13 protein-coding genes are annotated in these 14,905 nt (G+C 60.1%); 9 read left to right on the top strand and 4 right to left on the bottom strand.

The window, feature by feature from the left end; translation table 11 throughout:
- Positions 1-27: 27 nt before the first annotated feature.
- Positions 28-207 carry a PA1571 family protein gene (locus ACYZT2_RS10960; RefSeq protein WP_253552515.1) on the top strand — a complete coding sequence of 60 codons (180 nt, stop codon included), beginning with the start codon at positions 28-30 and terminating at the stop codon, positions 205-207.
- Positions 208-394: 187 nt separating this feature from the next.
- Here ACYZT2_RS10960 and pdxB read toward each other — a convergent pair whose 3' ends face one another.
- Positions 395-1,537 (bottom strand): 4-phosphoerythronate dehydrogenase PdxB, encoded by a 1,143-nt coding sequence (gene pdxB / locus ACYZT2_RS10955; protein WP_461972023.1) that lies wholly within the window; start codon positions 1,535-1,537, stop codon positions 395-397.
- Between the two features lie 295 nt (positions 1,538-1,832).
- Here pdxB and ACYZT2_RS10950 point away from each other — a divergent pair, with 295 nt between their 5' ends.
- A complete protein-coding gene (locus ACYZT2_RS10950; RefSeq protein ID WP_461972021.1) occupies positions 1,833-3,242 on the top strand; it encodes an MATE family efflux transporter in 1,410 nt (469 codons plus the stop codon).
- On the opposite strand, the gene tusA is transcribed toward ACYZT2_RS10950, so the two are convergent.
- Both tusA and rlmM read right to left on the bottom strand, forming a co-directional pair.
- Complete coding sequence (gene tusA / locus ACYZT2_RS10945) at positions 3,239-3,490, bottom strand: sulfurtransferase TusA (protein WP_007907805.1); 252 nt, start codon at positions 3,488-3,490, stop codon at positions 3,239-3,241. The two genes, ACYZT2_RS10950 and tusA, sit on opposite strands and share 4 nt — an antisense overlap.
- A gap of 159 nt (positions 3,491-3,649) precedes the next feature.
- Entirely contained in the window at positions 3,650-4,723 is a 1,074-nt protein-coding gene (gene rlmM / locus ACYZT2_RS10940) for a 23S rRNA (cytidine(2498)-2'-O)-methyltransferase RlmM (RefSeq protein ID WP_258621080.1), read from the bottom strand.
- 222 nt (positions 4,724-4,945) lie between these two features.
- Between rlmM and acnA the strand changes: the two genes are divergently transcribed.
- From acnA to ACYZT2_RS10925, 3 genes are all read left to right on the top strand, one after another.
- Positions 4,946-7,687 carry an aconitate hydratase AcnA gene (gene acnA / locus ACYZT2_RS10935; protein WP_461972018.1) on the top strand — a complete coding sequence of 914 codons (2,742 nt, stop codon included), beginning with the start codon at positions 4,946-4,948 and terminating at the stop codon, positions 7,685-7,687.
- A 227-nt stretch (positions 7,688-7,914) separates the two neighbouring features.
- Positions 7,915-8,706, top strand: coding sequence for a lysostaphin resistance A-like protein (locus ACYZT2_RS10930; protein WP_461972016.1), 792 nt, complete (start codon positions 7,915-7,917; stop codon positions 8,704-8,706).
- 104 nt (positions 8,707-8,810) lie between these two features.
- Positions 8,811-10,376, top strand: coding sequence for a methyl-accepting chemotaxis protein (locus tag ACYZT2_RS10925; protein ID WP_461972014.1), 1,566 nt, complete (start codon positions 8,811-8,813; stop codon positions 10,374-10,376).
- A gap of 185 nt (positions 10,377-10,561) precedes the next feature.
- On the opposite strand, the gene ACYZT2_RS10920 is transcribed toward ACYZT2_RS10925, so the two are convergent.
- Positions 10,562-11,239, bottom strand: coding sequence for an alpha/beta family hydrolase (locus ACYZT2_RS10920; protein ID WP_461972012.1), 678 nt, complete (start codon positions 11,237-11,239; stop codon positions 10,562-10,564).
- Between the two features lie 95 nt (positions 11,240-11,334).
- Here ACYZT2_RS10920 and ccoN point away from each other — a divergent pair, with 95 nt between their 5' ends.
- Genes ccoN through ccoP form a run of 4 tightly spaced genes read left to right on the top strand, consistent with a single transcriptional unit; the run spans position 11,335 to position 14,553 of the window.
- Complete coding sequence (gene ccoN / locus ACYZT2_RS10915; RefSeq protein WP_305448961.1) at positions 11,335-12,759, top strand: cytochrome-c oxidase, cbb3-type subunit I; 1,425 nt, start codon at positions 11,335-11,337, stop codon at positions 12,757-12,759.
- Between the two features lie 10 nt (positions 12,760-12,769).
- Positions 12,770-13,378: a cytochrome-c oxidase, cbb3-type subunit II gene (gene ccoO / locus ACYZT2_RS10910; RefSeq protein ID WP_461972009.1), complete on the top strand. Its 609-nt coding sequence runs from the start codon at positions 12,770-12,772 to the stop codon at positions 13,376-13,378.
- A 21-nt stretch (positions 13,379-13,399) separates the two neighbouring features.
- Positions 13,400-13,603 (top strand): cbb3-type cytochrome oxidase subunit 3, encoded by a 204-nt coding sequence (locus tag ACYZT2_RS10905; RefSeq protein ID WP_461973067.1) that lies wholly within the window; start codon positions 13,400-13,402, stop codon positions 13,601-13,603.
- Positions 13,600-14,553, top strand: coding sequence for a cytochrome-c oxidase, cbb3-type subunit III (ccoP, locus tag ACYZT2_RS10900; RefSeq protein WP_461972007.1), 954 nt, complete (start codon positions 13,600-13,602; stop codon positions 14,551-14,553). The genes ACYZT2_RS10905 and ccoP overlap by 4 nt, the downstream gene beginning before the upstream one ends.
- Positions 14,554-14,905 lie beyond the last annotated feature (352 nt).

Here is a 14,905-nt window from a genome sequence, read left to right as displayed (position 1 = left end):
GCACACAACCTGATGAGGAGACAGGCCATGTCCTTGCAAAACAGCAGCGATGACAAGATTCCAGTGATCCGCACGCAACCAGACCAGTCTCTGGGTTGCTCGATTATTGATAAGGATGGGCACGAAGTACCGATCACTGAAAACATGATCCAGGACGCTTGCCGCGAACTGGAGAAGCGATTGGTCAAGCCTGCCGAAGAAGAGTGATATAGCCACCGTCTTCTTGACCCGGCCCAGATGGCCGGGTTTTTTATGGGTGCTTATCCGGAAATGGTGGTGCGCGCCATCGCGAGCAGGCTCGCTCCCACATCTAATCTCGGTCGTATAGAAAACCTATATTCACTGAAGATCTATTGTGGGAGCGAGCCTGCTCGCGATAAAGCCAACGCGGTATTCAGACAGCCGAAGCACCCAACGCCGCCACAATCCGCTGCAACGCCGGCGAATCCCCCTCGAGCCGCACCTTCAATCCATCAATCTCACGCCGCAGCGGGTAATGTTTGCGCAGCGCATCGAACGCCGCACGCTGCTCGCTCACATTACCTACAAGGCTGCGACGGAAATCCGCGTCGTCACGGCGTGGGTCGTACACGCCACGGCACAACATCGCCAGCGCCCAGGCCGGATCGCTGTCAGCGTTCAGCGTCACTGCCGACAGCCAAGGGGCTGGCAGCAAGTCGCTCAGGTGAACCTGTTCCGGTTGCCCGAGGAAGTCGCAAAACGCCTGATAGATCTGCGCCGTCCCGCGCTGTTTGCCGTCGAGGCTGTAACCGGCAATGTGCGGCGTCGCCAGCACACACAACTCGGCCAGTGTCACATCGACCTCAGGCTCGCCTTCCCAGACATCCAGCACCGCTTGCAGGTCTTCACGCTCCAGCAGCACCTGGCGCAGGGCGGCGTTATCGATGACCGGGCCACGACTGGCGTTGATCAGCCAAGTGCCAGGCTTGAGTTGGTTCAATCGTTTTTTATCGAACAGATGCCAGGTCAACTGAGGGCCTTGCTTGTCCAGCGGAGTGTGCAGGCTGATGACGTCGCATTGCTCGATGATCTGCTCAAGGCTGACGTAATCGCCGCCTTCAGCGGCTTGCCGTGGTGGATCGCAGACCAGCACATTCCAGCCCAGACCTTGCAGAACGTTGACCAGCCGCCCGCCCACTTCGCCGGCACCGACCACACCGTAGGTGCGTTGAGTCAGGTCGGCACCTTCGATTTCAGCCAGGGTCAGCAGACTGCCCAGCACGTAATCGACCACACCCCGGGCATTGCAGCCTGGCGCGCTGGACCAGGTGATGCCGGCCTGTTGAAAGTAATCCAGATCCAGGTGATCGGTGCCGATGGTGCACGTGCCGACGAAACGCACCTTGCTGCCTTCGAGCAATTCGCGGTTGACGTTGGTCACCGAGCGCACCAACAGCACATCGGCCTGCTCGACAGTGGCGCAGTCGATGGCACGTCCCGGCACCCGGCGGATTTCACCGAAACCTGCGAAGAAGGCATCGAGCAGCGGGATATTTTCGTCGGCAACAATCAGCATGGCAGGTTCCTTTGGCGGATCGGCAGTTTAGGCGCAGATGACACCAAACGACTAGCACCGATCCCCCGTAGGAGCTGTCGAAGGCTGCGATCTTTTGATCTTGTCTTTAAATAAAGCTAACCAAACCTTTCAAGCCAAAAGAGAAGATCAAAAGATCGCAGCCTTCGGCAGCTCCTACACAGGGTGTGCGCAGGATTGAGAGATTACAAATCCCTAACACAGGATCTTTTCCTGACCACTGCGTCAAGGCGTAGAATGCGCCGCCTGCGCATCAAAACCTTTTGGACGTTTCGCCTTGAATTCCGTGACTGACCGCCCCGCCGCTATTTCCCTCACCCGCCCGGCCCGGGTTCGCCTGGAGCTGAAAAACCTGCTCGGCCTGGCGTTGCCGATCATGATCGCGCAACTGGCGACCACTGCCATGGGCTTCGTCGATGCGGTGATGGCCGGACGTGTCGGGCCTCGAGATCTGGCGGCCGTGGCGCTGGGCAACTCGATCTGGGTCCCGGTGTTTCTGCTGATGACCGGCACACTGCTGGCCACCACCCCGAAAGTCGCCCAACGCTTCGGCGCCGGCACGCACAGCGAGATTGGCCCGATCGTGCGTCAGGCGTTGTGGCTGGCGCTGGTGGTGGGTTTGATGGCGACCGGCATGCTGTTCAGCGCCGAACCGATCCTGCACATCATGAAGGTCGACCCCGAGCTGATCGGCCCGTGCATGCAATATCTGCACGGCATCGCCAGCGGCTTGCCTGCCGTCGCGCTCTATCACGTGCTGCGCTGCTTCAGTGATGGCCTGGGTCGCACCCGCCCGGCCATGGTCCTTGGCCTGTGTGGGTTGGCGCTGAATATTCCACTGAACTACATCTTCATCTATGGCCACCTTGGTGTGCCGGCCATGGGTGGCGTCGGCTGCGGCTGGGCCACGGCGATCGTGATGTGGGTGATGGCGTTGGGCATGGCCGGCTGGGAGCGCTGGGCGCCGGCCTATCAGTCGAGTCAGTTGTTCAGCCGTTTCGACTGGCCACAGTGGTCGGTGATCAAGCGTTTGCTGGGCATCGGCCTTCCGATCGGTATTGCGGTGTTCGCCGAGTCGAGCATCTTCGCCGTGATCGCCCTGCTGATCGGCAGCCTCGGCGCCACCGTGGTCGCCGGGCACCAGATCGCGCTGAACTTCAGCTCGCTGGTGTTCATGATCCCCTACTCCCTCGGTATGGCCGTGACCGTGCGAGTCGGCCAGGCACTCGGCCGAGAGGAACCACGCGAAGCCCGCTTCGCCGCTGGTGTCGGCATGGGCACCGCCCTGGCTTATGCGTGCCTGTCGGCGAGCATGATGCTGTTGCTGCGTGAACCCATCGCTGCGATTTACACCGCCGACCCGACGGTGATTCAGGTGGCCGCGATGTTGATCGTGTATTCGGCGCTGTTCCAGTTTTCCGATGCGATCCAGGTGACGGCGGCGGGCGCACTGCGCGGCTATCAGGACACGCGGGTGACGATGATCCTGACGCTGTTCGCGTACTGGGGGATTGGTTTGCCGGTGGGTTACGCCTTGGGCCTGACCGACTGGTTCGGCGCACCGAGTGGCCCGAGCGGGTTGTGGCAGGGTTTGATCGTCGGCTTGAGTTGCGCGGCACTGATGCTGTCGATCCGCCTGACGCGCAGTGCACGCAAGCGGATCCGCATCAGTCGTTCCGCGGGTTAAGCGAGTTTCTTGCGGATCCAGTAGAGGTAGGTGCCTGCCTCTTCGTGCTGGGCGACCAGTTCGTGGTCGAGAAACACGCAAAACTTGGGGATATCGCGACGGGTCGACGGGTCGGTGGCGATCACCTTCAGCAGGCCGCCGGGCACCAGGTCACGGATGTGCTGGTGCAGCATCATCACCGGCTCCGGGCAATTGAGGCCGGTGGCGTCGAGGGTGCCGTCTACCGGCGTATCGATCATTTCACTCATGATTTACTCCTGAAACTTGCCGGCATTGTCGCGCATTGCCGGGTGTTCGGTCACCTGTGGGAGCGGGCTTGCTCGCGAATGCGGACTAACATTCAACATTGATGTCGACTGACCCACCGCTTTCGCGAGCAAGCCCGCTCCCACATGGGTCCGTGTGAATCAGCGGGACTTGGGTTTCTTTACGTCGAGCCGGCGCAGATGGCAGGTCACTTCCTCACGGTCGTGGTACAGCTGCTTGCAGCCGATCTCGACCCGAATGCCCCGCGCCTTGAACCCGTCGGCAATACGCTCCAGCAGGCGCTTCACTTCGGCATAACGCTGTTTCATCGGCAGCTTGAGGTTGACCACCGCTTCCCGGCAATGCCCCTCGCCAATCCATTCTTCCAGCATCGCCGCGTTGCGCGCCGGTTTCTCGACGATGTCGCAAACCATCCAGTCCACCGGTTGCTTGGGCTTGAAGGTGAAACCGTCGGCCATCAAGTGCTGCACCAAACCGGTGTCCATCAGGCTTTCGGCCATCGGGCCGTTGTCGATGGCGGTCACCAGCATGCCGCGGTTGACCAGTTGCCAGGTCCAGCCACCGGGCGCAGCGCCCAGGTCGACACCGGTCATGTCACTGTGCAGGCGCTCGTCCCACTGGTCGCGGGGGATGAAATGGTGCCAGGCCTCTTCCAGCTTGAGGGTCGAACGGCTCGGCGCTTCACGCGGGAATTTCAGGCGTGGAATGCCCATCGGCCACATCGCCGAATTGTTCGATTCCGCCAGGCCCATGAACACTTCGCGGCCACTCTTGAAGGTCAGCAACAGCCGCGGCTTGTGGGCATCTTCCACCAGTTTGCCGGCCGCCATCAGCGCCTTGCGCAGGTGGCCTTCGAATTTCTTGCAGAAGTTCGACAGCTCTTTGCCATCGTTGGTGTCGACCATTTCCAGCCACAGGCTGCCGCACAGCGGGAAATCCGCCATGTGCGCGAGGATCACGCTGATGCGGTCGGTTTCCGGCAGATCGATGAAGATCCCGCGAGCCCACTGGCGCGGAAAGATCAGGTCAGCGAAACGCTGGCCACGCATCAAGCGCTCGGCGCCGTCTTCTTCGGTGCAGATAAATTCGGCGCAGGCGCTGGCGGTCTTGGCCTTGGCATAACCGGCCACGTTCAGCCGCGCGGCATGTTCGGAAATCTCGGAACAGACTTCACCTTCGAAGCCCGGCCGACAATGCATAAAGAGGGTGTTCATTCTTACTCCTGGGCAGTTGGCGAAGAATTCAGCCACTGCGCGATGCCCAGACTTGCGTTGAAGCAAAGCCTGTCACGAAAACCGGCGCATGATAGCCGAGTTCGGAACCTTGGACTTCTCCATAGAGTCCAGTAATTAGCCTTAAGCATCAAACAGGACTAGGTTTAAGCCTCAGTTCGTTCCCTCAGTCCGTAGCCGTGCGGATTTAAAGGAGTCATTTCAATGCCGTCCCTCGATAGTCTGAAAACCCTTAAAACCTTACAAGTCGACGACAAGACCTATCACTATTTCAGCCTGCCCGAAGCCGCCAAAAGCCTGGGCGATCTCGATAAGCTGCCGATGTCGTTGAAAGTGTTGCTGGAAAACCTGCTGCGCTGGGAGGACGAGAAAACCGTTACCGGCGCCGACCTCAAGGCGATTGCCGCCTGGCTCAAGGAGCGTCGCTCCGATCGCGAAATCCAGTACCGGCCTGCGCGGGTATTGATGCAGGACTTTACCGGCGTCCCCGCCGTGGTCGACCTGGCCGCCATGCGCGCCGCCATGGCCAAGGCCGGTGGCGACCCGCAGCGAATCAATCCGCTGTCGCCGGTGGACCTGGTGATCGACCACTCGGTGATGGTCGACAAGTACGCCAGTTCAAGCGCCTTCGAACAGAACGTCGACATCGAAATGCAGCGCAACCACGAGCGTTACGCCTTCCTGCGCTGGGGCCAGAGCGCCTTCGACAATTTCTGCGTGGTGCCACCGGGCACCGGCATCTGCCATCAGGTCAACCTCGAGTACCTGGGCCGCACGGTCTGGACCAAAGACGAAGACGGGCGCACCTATGCCTTCCCGGACACTTTGGTCGGCACCGACTCCCACACCACCATGATCAACGGCCTCGGCGTGCTTGGCTGGGGCGTCGGCGGGATCGAAGCGGAAGCGGCAATGCTCGGCCAACCGGTGTCGATGCTGATTCCGGAAGTGATCGGCTTCAAACTCACCGGCAAGCTCAAGGAAGGCATCACCGCCACCGACCTGGTGCTGACGGTGACCCAGATGCTGCGCAAGAAAGGTGTGGTCGGCAAATTCGTCGAGTTCTACGGCGACGGCCTCGCCGACCTGCCGCTGGCCGACCGCGCGACCATCGCCAACATGGCCCCGGAATATGGCGCCACCTGCGGCTTCTTCCCGGTGGACGAGGTGACACTGGAGTACTTGCGCCTGTCCGGCCGCACACCGCAAACCGTGAAACTGGTGGAGGCCTACAGCAAGATCCAGGGCCTGTGGCGCCTGCCTGGCAAGGAGCCGGAGTTCACCGACAGCCTGGCCCTGGACATGGGCAGCGTCGAAGCCAGCCTCGCCGGGCCGAAACGCCCACAGGACCGCGTCTCGTTGCCTAATGTCGCGCAAGCGTTCACTGACTTTCTCGGCCTGCAATTCAAACCCTCCACCAAGGAAGAGAGTCGCCTCGAAAGTGAGGGTGGCGGAGGCGTTGCCGTGGGCAACGCTGATCTGGTCGGCGAAACGGACTACCATCACGAAGGCCGTACGTATCGGCTGAAAAACGGCGCGGTGGTGATTGCTGCCATCACGTCCTGCACCAACACCTCCAACCCCAGCGTGATGATGGCCGCGGGTCTGGTGGCGAAGAAAGCCATAGAGAAAGGCCTCAAGCGCAAACCCTGGGTCAAGAGTTCACTGGCCCCCGGTTCGAAAGTGGTCACCGACTACTACAAGGCAGCGGGCCTGACCCAGTACCTTGATGAACTCGGTTTTGCGCTAGTCGGTTATGGCTGCACAACCTGCATCGGCAACTCCGGACCGTTGCCGGAGCCGATCGAAAAAGCCATTCAGAATGCCGACCTGACCGTCGCCTCGGTGCTCTCGGGCAACCGCAACTTCGAAGGTCGCGTGCATCCGCTGGTAAAAACCAACTGGCTGGCCTCCCCGCCTCTGGTCGTCGCCTATGCATTGGCTGGCACGGTGCGCATCGACATCAGCAGCGAGTCATTGGGTAACGACAAGAACGGCCAGCCGGTTTATCTGCGAGACATTTGGCCGAGCACTAAAGAAATCGCCGACGCGGTAACTCAGGTGAACACCGCGATGTTCCACAAGGAGTACGCCGAAGTGTTTGCCGGCGACGAACAGTGGCAGGCGATCGAAGTGCCGCAGGCGGCGACTTATGTCTGGAACAACGATTCGACATATATCCAGCATCCGCCATTCTTCGATGACATCGGCGGCCCTGCACCTGTGGTCAAAGATGTCGAAGGGGCGAAAGTCCTGGCGCTGCTTGGCGATTCGGTGACCACCGACCACATCTCCCCGGCCGGCAACATCAAGGCTGACAGCCCTGCCGGCCAATACCTGCGCGAGCAAGGGGTGGAACCGCGGGACTTCAATTCCTACGGCTCGCGTCGCGGCAATCATCAAGTGATGATGCGCGGCACCTTCGCCAACATCCGGATTCGCAACGAGATGCTCGGCGGCGAAGAAGGCGGCAACACGATTTACATTCCGACCGGGGAGAAGCTGCCAATCTACGACGCGGCCATGCGTTACCAGGCATCGGGCACGCCGCTGGTGGTGATCGCCGGGCAAGAATATGGCACCGGTTCGAGCCGCGACTGGGCGGCCAAGGGCACCAATCTGCTAGGAGTCAAAGCCGTCATCGCCGAGAGCTTCGAGCGGATTCACCGTTCCAACCTGGTGGGCATGGGCGTATTGCCGTTGCAATTCAAGCTGGATCAGAACCGCAAGAGCCTGAACCTCACCGGCAAGGAAACCCTGGACATCCTTGGCCTCACTGGCGTCGAACTGACTCCGCGGATGAACCTGACACTGGTCGTCACCCGTGAAGACGGCAGTAAGGAAAAGATCGAGGTGTTGTGCCGGATCGATACCCTCAATGAGGTGGAGTACTTCAAGGCCGGCGGGATTTTGCATTATGTGTTGCGGCAGTTGATTGCCTCGTAACAGCCTGCCGACAACGACACCGCCTTCGGGCGGTGTTTTTGTTTAGGCGGTGTACGTCTCTATAATCGCGCGCCCAATCGTACGACACATAACCAATGTGGGAGCGAGCCTGCTCGCGAAGCGGAGTGTCAGGCAACACAGATGTGAGTGTGATGACCCCATCGCGAGCAGGCTCGCTCCCACAATGGACCGAGGCAACCTGCAGAATTCAGACACAAGGACTTAACATGATCGCTCTGCCATGGACTTATCTGACACTTCTCTCCATGGGCTACGGCTTGGCTTTGATCTACGGCCATCTCGGTTGGCTGGCTGCTATCTCTTTCGCGTTGCTGCTGTTTGCCGGTTTCGCCGTTCGCCAACAACAGATTCCCATCGGCCGCTTCCTCGGCCACGGCTTGTTCATCTTCCTGGCGGTGGCACTGGCAATGCACTGGCTTCCCGGTTTCTACAACGGTCGCGCCATTGATCCCCAGCGCTTCACCGACGATGCCGTGCCATTTGCGATGTACCTGAATCAGGACAAACCGCTGATCGGTTTTTGGCTGTTGCTGGTTTGTCCATGGATTGTCGGCCGGCGCTCGTTGAAGCTGTCCGTTTATGCCACCGCCCTCGGCCTGACCGTAAGCGCCGTGCTGGCCTTGGGTGGCGCGCTGTTGCTGGGCGTGATCAGTTGGGCCCCGAAATGGCCGGATCAAGCCTGGTTGTGGGTGCTGAACAATCTGTTGCTGGTGACGCTGGTGGAAGAAGCGCTGTTTCGCGGCTACATCCAGGGCGGTCTGAGCCGGCAGTTCAAACACCTGCCTTATGGCGAAAATCTTGCCCTGTTGCTCGCATCAATGCTGTTCGGCCTCGTGCATCTGGGCGCTGGCTGGCAATGGATGCTGCTGGCGGGCCTGGCGGGGGTCGGTTATGGCCTGGCCTACCGTTTCGGCGGATTGGGCGCGGCCATCGCCACCCACTTTGGTTTGAATCTGCTGCATTTCGGGCTGTTCACCTATCCGATGCTTGCCGGCTGACGCAACAGTCGTTTTGCGACGCGTTACTGATTAATGAAAAAAACACTTCAATAAATTCCTGACATTGCCGACAACCTCTCAAAGCCTTGCGGATTGAAAAAGCCATGCGTAACAACCAGCCCATTACACAACGCGAACGGACCTTCCCGGCTCAGCAACGGTTGATTTCCACCACCGATGCCAAGGGCGTGATCACCTACTGCAACGACGCCTTCGTCGAAATCAGCGGGTTTTCTCGTGAGGAACTGATCCGTGCGCCGCATAACCTGGTCCGTCACCCCGACGTCCCGGCTGCGGTGTTCGCGCACATGTGGGGCACATTGAAACAAGGCTTGCCATGGATGGGCATTGTCAAGAATCGCTGCAAGACCGGTGACCACTACTGGGTTAACGCCTATGTCACACCGGTGTTCGACGGCAATCAGGTGATCGGTTACGAGTCGGTGCGGGTCAAACCCACCGCCGAACAGATCCGCCGTGCCGAAGCGCTCTACCAACGCATCAACCAGGGCAAGTCTGCAATTCCCTCTACAGACAAATGGCTGCCGGTGCTTCAGGACTGGCTGCCGTTCATTCTGGTCAGCCAGTTGAGCTTCATGATCGGCGCCACCCTCACATCCCAATGGGGCTTCGCCCTCGCCGCCGGCCTTTCCGTGCCGTTGGGCCTGATGGGTTTGAGCTGGCAACAGCGCGGTATCAAGCGTCTGCTGCGCCTGGCCGAGCAGACCACGTCCGACCCGCTGATCGCGCAGATGTACACCGACAGTCGTGGCGCCCAGGCACGTTTGGAGATGTCGATCCTCAGCCAGGAAGCACGCCTGAAAACCTGCTTGACTCGTCTGCAGGACACTGCCGAGCACCTGACCGAACAAGCGAAACAGTCTGACGCCTTGGCGCACAACAGCTCCACCGGCCTGGAACGTCAACGCGTCGAAACCGAGCAAGTGGCGACCGCTGTGAATCAGATGGCTGCCACCACTCAGGAAGTCGCCAGCCACGTGCAGCGCACCGCTGACGCCACTCAGGAAGCCAATCGCCTGACCGGTCGCGGTCGCGACATCGCCGGGGAAACCCGCGAAGCCATTCAGCGTCTGTCGGTGGTGGTCGGTGAAACCGGCCTGACGGTCACGCAACTGGCCAAGGACAGCGACGAAATCGGCGGCGTGGTCGATGTGATCAAAGGCATCGCCGACCAGACCAACCTGCTGGCCTTGAACGCCGCGATTGAAGCGGCTCGCGCCGGCGAGATGGGTCGTGGCTTTGCGGTGGTGGCCGACGAAGTACGTCAACTGGCACAACGCACCAGCGAATCCACCGGGCAGATTCACGCCCTGATCGCCAAGCTGCAGCAAACCGCCAGCACCGCGGTGCAAACCATGGAAGCCGGGCATCGTCAGGCCGAAGAAGGTGTGGCGCGGGTATTGGAAGCGGACCAGGCACTGGTGGGCATCAGCGAAGCGGTGGCCAACATCACCGACATGACCACGCAAATCGCTGCCGCCACCGAAGAGCAAAGTGCAGTGGCCGAAGAAATCAGCCGCAACATCAGCAACATCTCGCAATTGGCTGACCAGACCTCGGAACAGGCACAGCACTCGGCGTTGTTGAGTGAAGAGCTGACCAAAACCGCGAATACTCAGTATTCGTTGGTGGAGCGGTTTAATCGCTGATTGGTGATAGCAAAACGAAAACCCGGATGGTGAAAACCTCCGGGTTTTTTATTGCCAACCTTAAAGTGGTGCTGCCCGTCAGACCGGCATCGCGAGCAGGCTCGCTCCCACAGTGGACCTGTATTCGCAAGGCCCATGTGGGAGCGAGCCTGCTCGCGATGAGGCCACCACGGCCACCATAAATCTCAAGGAAGAAATGCCGCAACCTTCCCCGCCGCAGCCGCCAGATGCTGCTCATGAGTAAACTCCGAAGCCTTCAGCGGCTTCAAATCATGATCCCCCGTCTCCAGCCAGAACACCTCGATACTCGGCGCCAACGTGTAAGCCTCGACGGCCGCCCGATTACCCAACGCATCCCGCTCGCCTTGAACAATCAACGTCCGCGTCTTCAAAGAAGCCAGATGCTCAACCCGCGGCTTTTCCGGTTTGCCCACCGCATAAAACGGATACCCCAGGCACACCAGCGCCTCCGCGCCCAACTCATCAGCCAACAAACTCGCCATCCTCCCGCCCATGGACTTGCCACCAATGGCCAGGCGTCCAGCGACATGGCGTCGCACCACGGCATACACCTCACGCCAACACTCGAGCAGTTTCGGTGCCGGGTTCGGCGGGCGTTTGCCGCCATCGATACGCCGCTGCGCCATGTAGGGAAACTCGAAGCGCAATACGTTGACCCCCTGTGCGGCAAGGCGCGCAGCCATGTCGCTCATCCAGTCGCTGTCCATCGGCGCACCGGCACCGTGAGCGAGAATCAGCGTCGCCGAAGCCGGCCCTGAAGCGGCATCCCACATCCACCCATGATCCCGCACACACTGCGCCCATTGATCCCCGTCAATACTGGCCTTGTGCTCTTTGTCCATGCTTGCCTCGCTTTTAGTCTGCCTATAACTCCAGACGAGGGGAGCGTTGCCTTGCGCAAACGCCCTCACTTCGGCTGAACCGTGGATGGGGAACCATGAACACTTCTATCAGTACCGCCTACAACTACAAGGTGGTCCGCCAATTCGCCATTATGACGGTGGTGTGGGGCATCGTCGGCATGGGGCTCGGGGTTTTTCTCGCTGCCCAGTTGGTCTGGCCCGAACTTAACTTCAACCTGCCGTGGACCAGTTTCGGCCGGTTGCGCCCACTGCACACCAATGCGGTGATCTTCGCTTTCGGCGGTTGCGCCCTGTTCGCCAGTTCGTTCTACTCGGTGCAACGCACCTGCCAGACCCGATTGTTCGCGCCAAAAATCGCCGCGTTCTGCTTCTGGGGCTGGCAATTGGTGATCCTGCTGGCGGCCATCAGCCTGCCACTGGGTTACACCAGTTCCAAGGAATACGCCGAACTGGAATGGCCGATCGACATCCTGATCACTATCGTCTGGGTGGCCTATGCCGTCGTGTTCTTCGGCACGATCATGCAGCGCAAGACCAAACACATTTATGTCGGTAACTGGTTCTTCGGTGGATTCATCATCACCGTGGCGATCCTGCACATCGTCAACAACCTTGAGCTGCCGGTGAGTTTCACCAAGTCCTACTCGGTGTACGCCGGTGCGACCGATGCCATGGTGCAGTGGTGGTATGGACACAACGCCGTAGGCTTTTTCCTCACCGCCGGTTTCCTCGGAATGATGTACTACTTCGTGCCGAAACAGGCCGAGCGTCCGGTGTATTCCTATCGTTTGTCGATCGTGCACTTCTGGGCACTGATCACCCTGTACATCTGGGCCGGGCCCCATCACTTGCACTACACCGCGCTGCCGGACTGGGCGCAGTCGTTGGGCATGGTGATGTCGCTGATCCTGTTGGCGCCGAGCTGGGGCGGGATGATCAACGGGATGATGACGCTCTCGGGCGCCTGGCATAAGTTGCGCAGCGACCCGATCCTGCGCTTCCTCGTGGTCTCGTTGGCGTTCTACGGCATGTCGACCTTCGAAGGGCCGATGATGGCGATCAAAACGGTCAACGCTCTCTCCCACTACACCGACTGGACCATTGGCCACGTTCACGCCGGCGCGCTCGGCTGGGTGGCGATGATTTCCATCGGCGCGCTGTACCACATGATCCCGAAAATCTTCGGCCGCACGCAGATGCACAGCATCGGCTTGATCAACGCGCACTTCTGGCTCGCGACCATCGGCACCGTGCTGTACATCGCGTCGATGTGGGTCAACGGCATCGCTCAGGGCCTGATGTGGCGCGCGGTCAACGAGGACGGCACGCTGACCTACTCCTTCGTCGAAACCCTGGTGGCCAGCCACCCAGGCTTCGTCGTGCGACTGGTGGGCGGCGCGATCTTCCTCAGTGGCATGTTCCTGATGGCTTACAACACTTGGCGCACCGTGCGGGCCTCGCAGCCTGCCGAAGCCGCCGCTGCCGCGCAGATAGCCTGAGGAGTCCGCCATGAAACACGAAACAATCGAAAAAAACGTCGGCCTGCTGATGTTGCTGATGGTGTTCGCCGTGAGCATCGGCGGCCTGACCCAGATCGTCCCCCTGTTCTTTCAGGACGTGACCAATAAACCGGTGGAAGGCATGAAGCCCTACACCGCGCTGCAACTGGAAGGTCGCGACATTTACATCCGCGAAGGCTGCGTCGGTTGCCACTCGCAGATGATCCGTCCGTTCCGCGCCGAGACCGAGCGCTATGGCCACTACTCGGTGGCTGGTGAAAGTGTCTGGGATCATCCATTCCTGTGGGGCTCCAAGCGTACCGGGCCGGACCTGGCGCGCGTCGGCGGTCGCTACTCCGAGGACTGGCATCGCGCGCACTTGTACAACCCGCGCAACGTGGTGCCGGAATCGAAGATGCCGGCCTACCCGTGGCTGGTCGACAACAAGATCGATAGCAGCCACACCGAAACCAAGATCCGCGCCATGCGCACCCTCGGCGTGCCGTACACCGACGACGACATCGCAGGCTCAGTCGCCTCGCTCCAGGGCAAAACCGAAATGGATGCGCTGGTCGCCTACCTGCAAGTGCTCGGCACTGCGATCAAGAGCAAGAGGTGAGCCATGTCCATGCCCTTTGAAATAATTAGCGAAATGAGCAGTGGAATGATCCGCGGCCTGGGCACGGTCGTGGTGTTCGTGGCCTTCGTCGGCCTGACGCTGTGGGTATTCAACGGCAAGCGCAATCCGGAATTCGCCGAAGCGCGCCTGCTGCCGTTCGCCGACGAGCCGCCATCCGAAAACAGCACCCAACAAGCATCCGCCACAAGGAGTACCCGGCCATGACCACCTTCTGGAGTACGTGGATCTGCGTACTGACCATCGGCAGCCTGATCGGCCTGACCTGGTTGCTGATCGGTACGCGCCGAGGGGAAACCAAGGGCAGCACCGACCAGACCATGGGCCACAGCTTCGACGGCATCGAGGAGTACGACAACCCGCTGCCGCAGTGGTGGTTCATGCTGTTCGCCGGCACGTTGGTGTTTTCCGTCGGCTACCTGATCCTTTACCCGGGCCTGGGTAACTGGAAAGGCATATTGCCCGGTTATGAGGACGGCTGGACCGGTGTCCACGAATGGGAAAAGGAGATGAACAAGGCTGACGCGAAGTTCGGGCCGATCTTCGCCAAATTTGCCGCCATGCCCATCGAAGAAGTGGCCAAGGATCCGCTAGCACTGAAAATGGGCGGTCGCCTGTTTGCGTCCAATTGCTCGGTGTGCCACGGCTCGGATGCCAAAGGCGCGTTTGGTTTCCCGAACCTGGCCGACAGCAACTGGCGCTGGGGCGGCGATGCCGAAATGATCAAAACGACAATCATGGGCGGTCGCATGGCCGCGATGCCGGCCTGGGGAGAAATCCTCGGCGACGCCGGGGTGAAGAACGTCGCTGCTTATGTGCGTCATGAACTGGCCGGCCTGCCCTTGCCGGAAGGCAGCACAGCCGATCTGCACGCCGGACAGCAAGCGTACAGCACCACCTGCGTAGCCTGTCATGGGGCAAACGGCCAAGGCACTGAAGCCATGGGAGCGCCGAATCTGACGCAACCGGCCGGTTTTATCTATGGAACAGGCCTGACGCAGCTTGAACAAACCATTCGTCATGGCCGCGAGGGTCATATGCCGGCGCAGAACGAACTGCTCGGCAACGACAAGGTGCAATTGTTGGCTGCTTATGTGTACAGCCTGTCGCATGGTCTGAATACAGAACGTTTGCAGGCTGAAGGCAAAAGCGAATAAATCTCGCCCGCGCAACGCCGCATTCACCCGGATGCGGCAGTTCACTGCCCCTTTGCGACGCATTGTCGCACCCTCCCTTGTCTTTCCTTTCGGTTCGCCGGATTCAGGTTTAAGCTGTCCTGCGATGCGTGCTGACCAGCGCCGGTTCCAGGTCGATTCAACCCGATGTGTTCGACGAATTTGCTCGATGACAGGCCGCAAAGGCTGGTAGACACCGGCTATCGTCCCCGTTGCCCTCTGTTACCCGATCGTCGTGTTTGAACATACCCCGTTACAACTGACCTGAACCCCTCGCCTCTTTCATCCGTTGCGACATTTTGTCCGAGCGCAATTTTGTCCTTACGCAGCGCAT

Source organism: Pseudomonas sp. MDT1-85, assembly GCF_054898065.1.
The sequence above is the reverse complement of the archived record's forward strand: the minus strand, read 5'-3'. Positions and strand labels throughout refer to the sequence as shown.

Coding starts and splice junctions, on each gene's coding strand:
- ACYZT2_RS10930 (WP_461972016.1), top strand. CDS start 7,915: ATGATCGCTCTGCCATGGACTTATCTGACACTTCTCTCCATGGGCTAC.
- acnA (WP_461972018.1), top strand. CDS start 4,946: ATGCCGTCCCTCGATAGTCTGAAAACCCTTAAAACCTTACAAGTCGAC.
- ACYZT2_RS10925 (WP_461972014.1), top strand. CDS start 8,811: ATGCGTAACAACCAGCCCATTACACAACGCGAACGGACCTTCCCGGCT.
- ACYZT2_RS10960 (WP_253552515.1), top strand. CDS start 28: ATGTCCTTGCAAAACAGCAGCGATGACAAGATTCCAGTGATCCGCACG.
- ccoP (WP_461972007.1), top strand. CDS start 13,600: ATGACCACCTTCTGGAGTACGTGGATCTGCGTACTGACCATCGGCAGC.
- rlmM (WP_258621080.1), bottom strand. CDS start 4,723: ATGAACACCCTCTTTATGCATTGTCGGCCGGGCTTCGAAGGTGAAGTC.
- ccoO (WP_461972009.1), top strand. CDS start 12,770: ATGAAACACGAAACAATCGAAAAAAACGTCGGCCTGCTGATGTTGCTG.
- ccoN (WP_305448961.1), top strand. CDS start 11,335: ATGAACACTTCTATCAGTACCGCCTACAACTACAAGGTGGTCCGCCAA.
- tusA (WP_007907805.1), bottom strand. CDS start 3,490: ATGAGTGAAATGATCGATACGCCGGTAGACGGCACCCTCGACGCCACC.
- ACYZT2_RS10920 (WP_461972012.1), bottom strand. CDS start 11,239: ATGGACAAAGAGCACAAGGCCAGTATTGACGGGGATCAATGGGCGCAG.
- pdxB (WP_461972023.1), bottom strand. CDS start 1,537: ATGCTGATTGTTGCCGACGAAAATATCCCGCTGCTCGATGCCTTCTTC.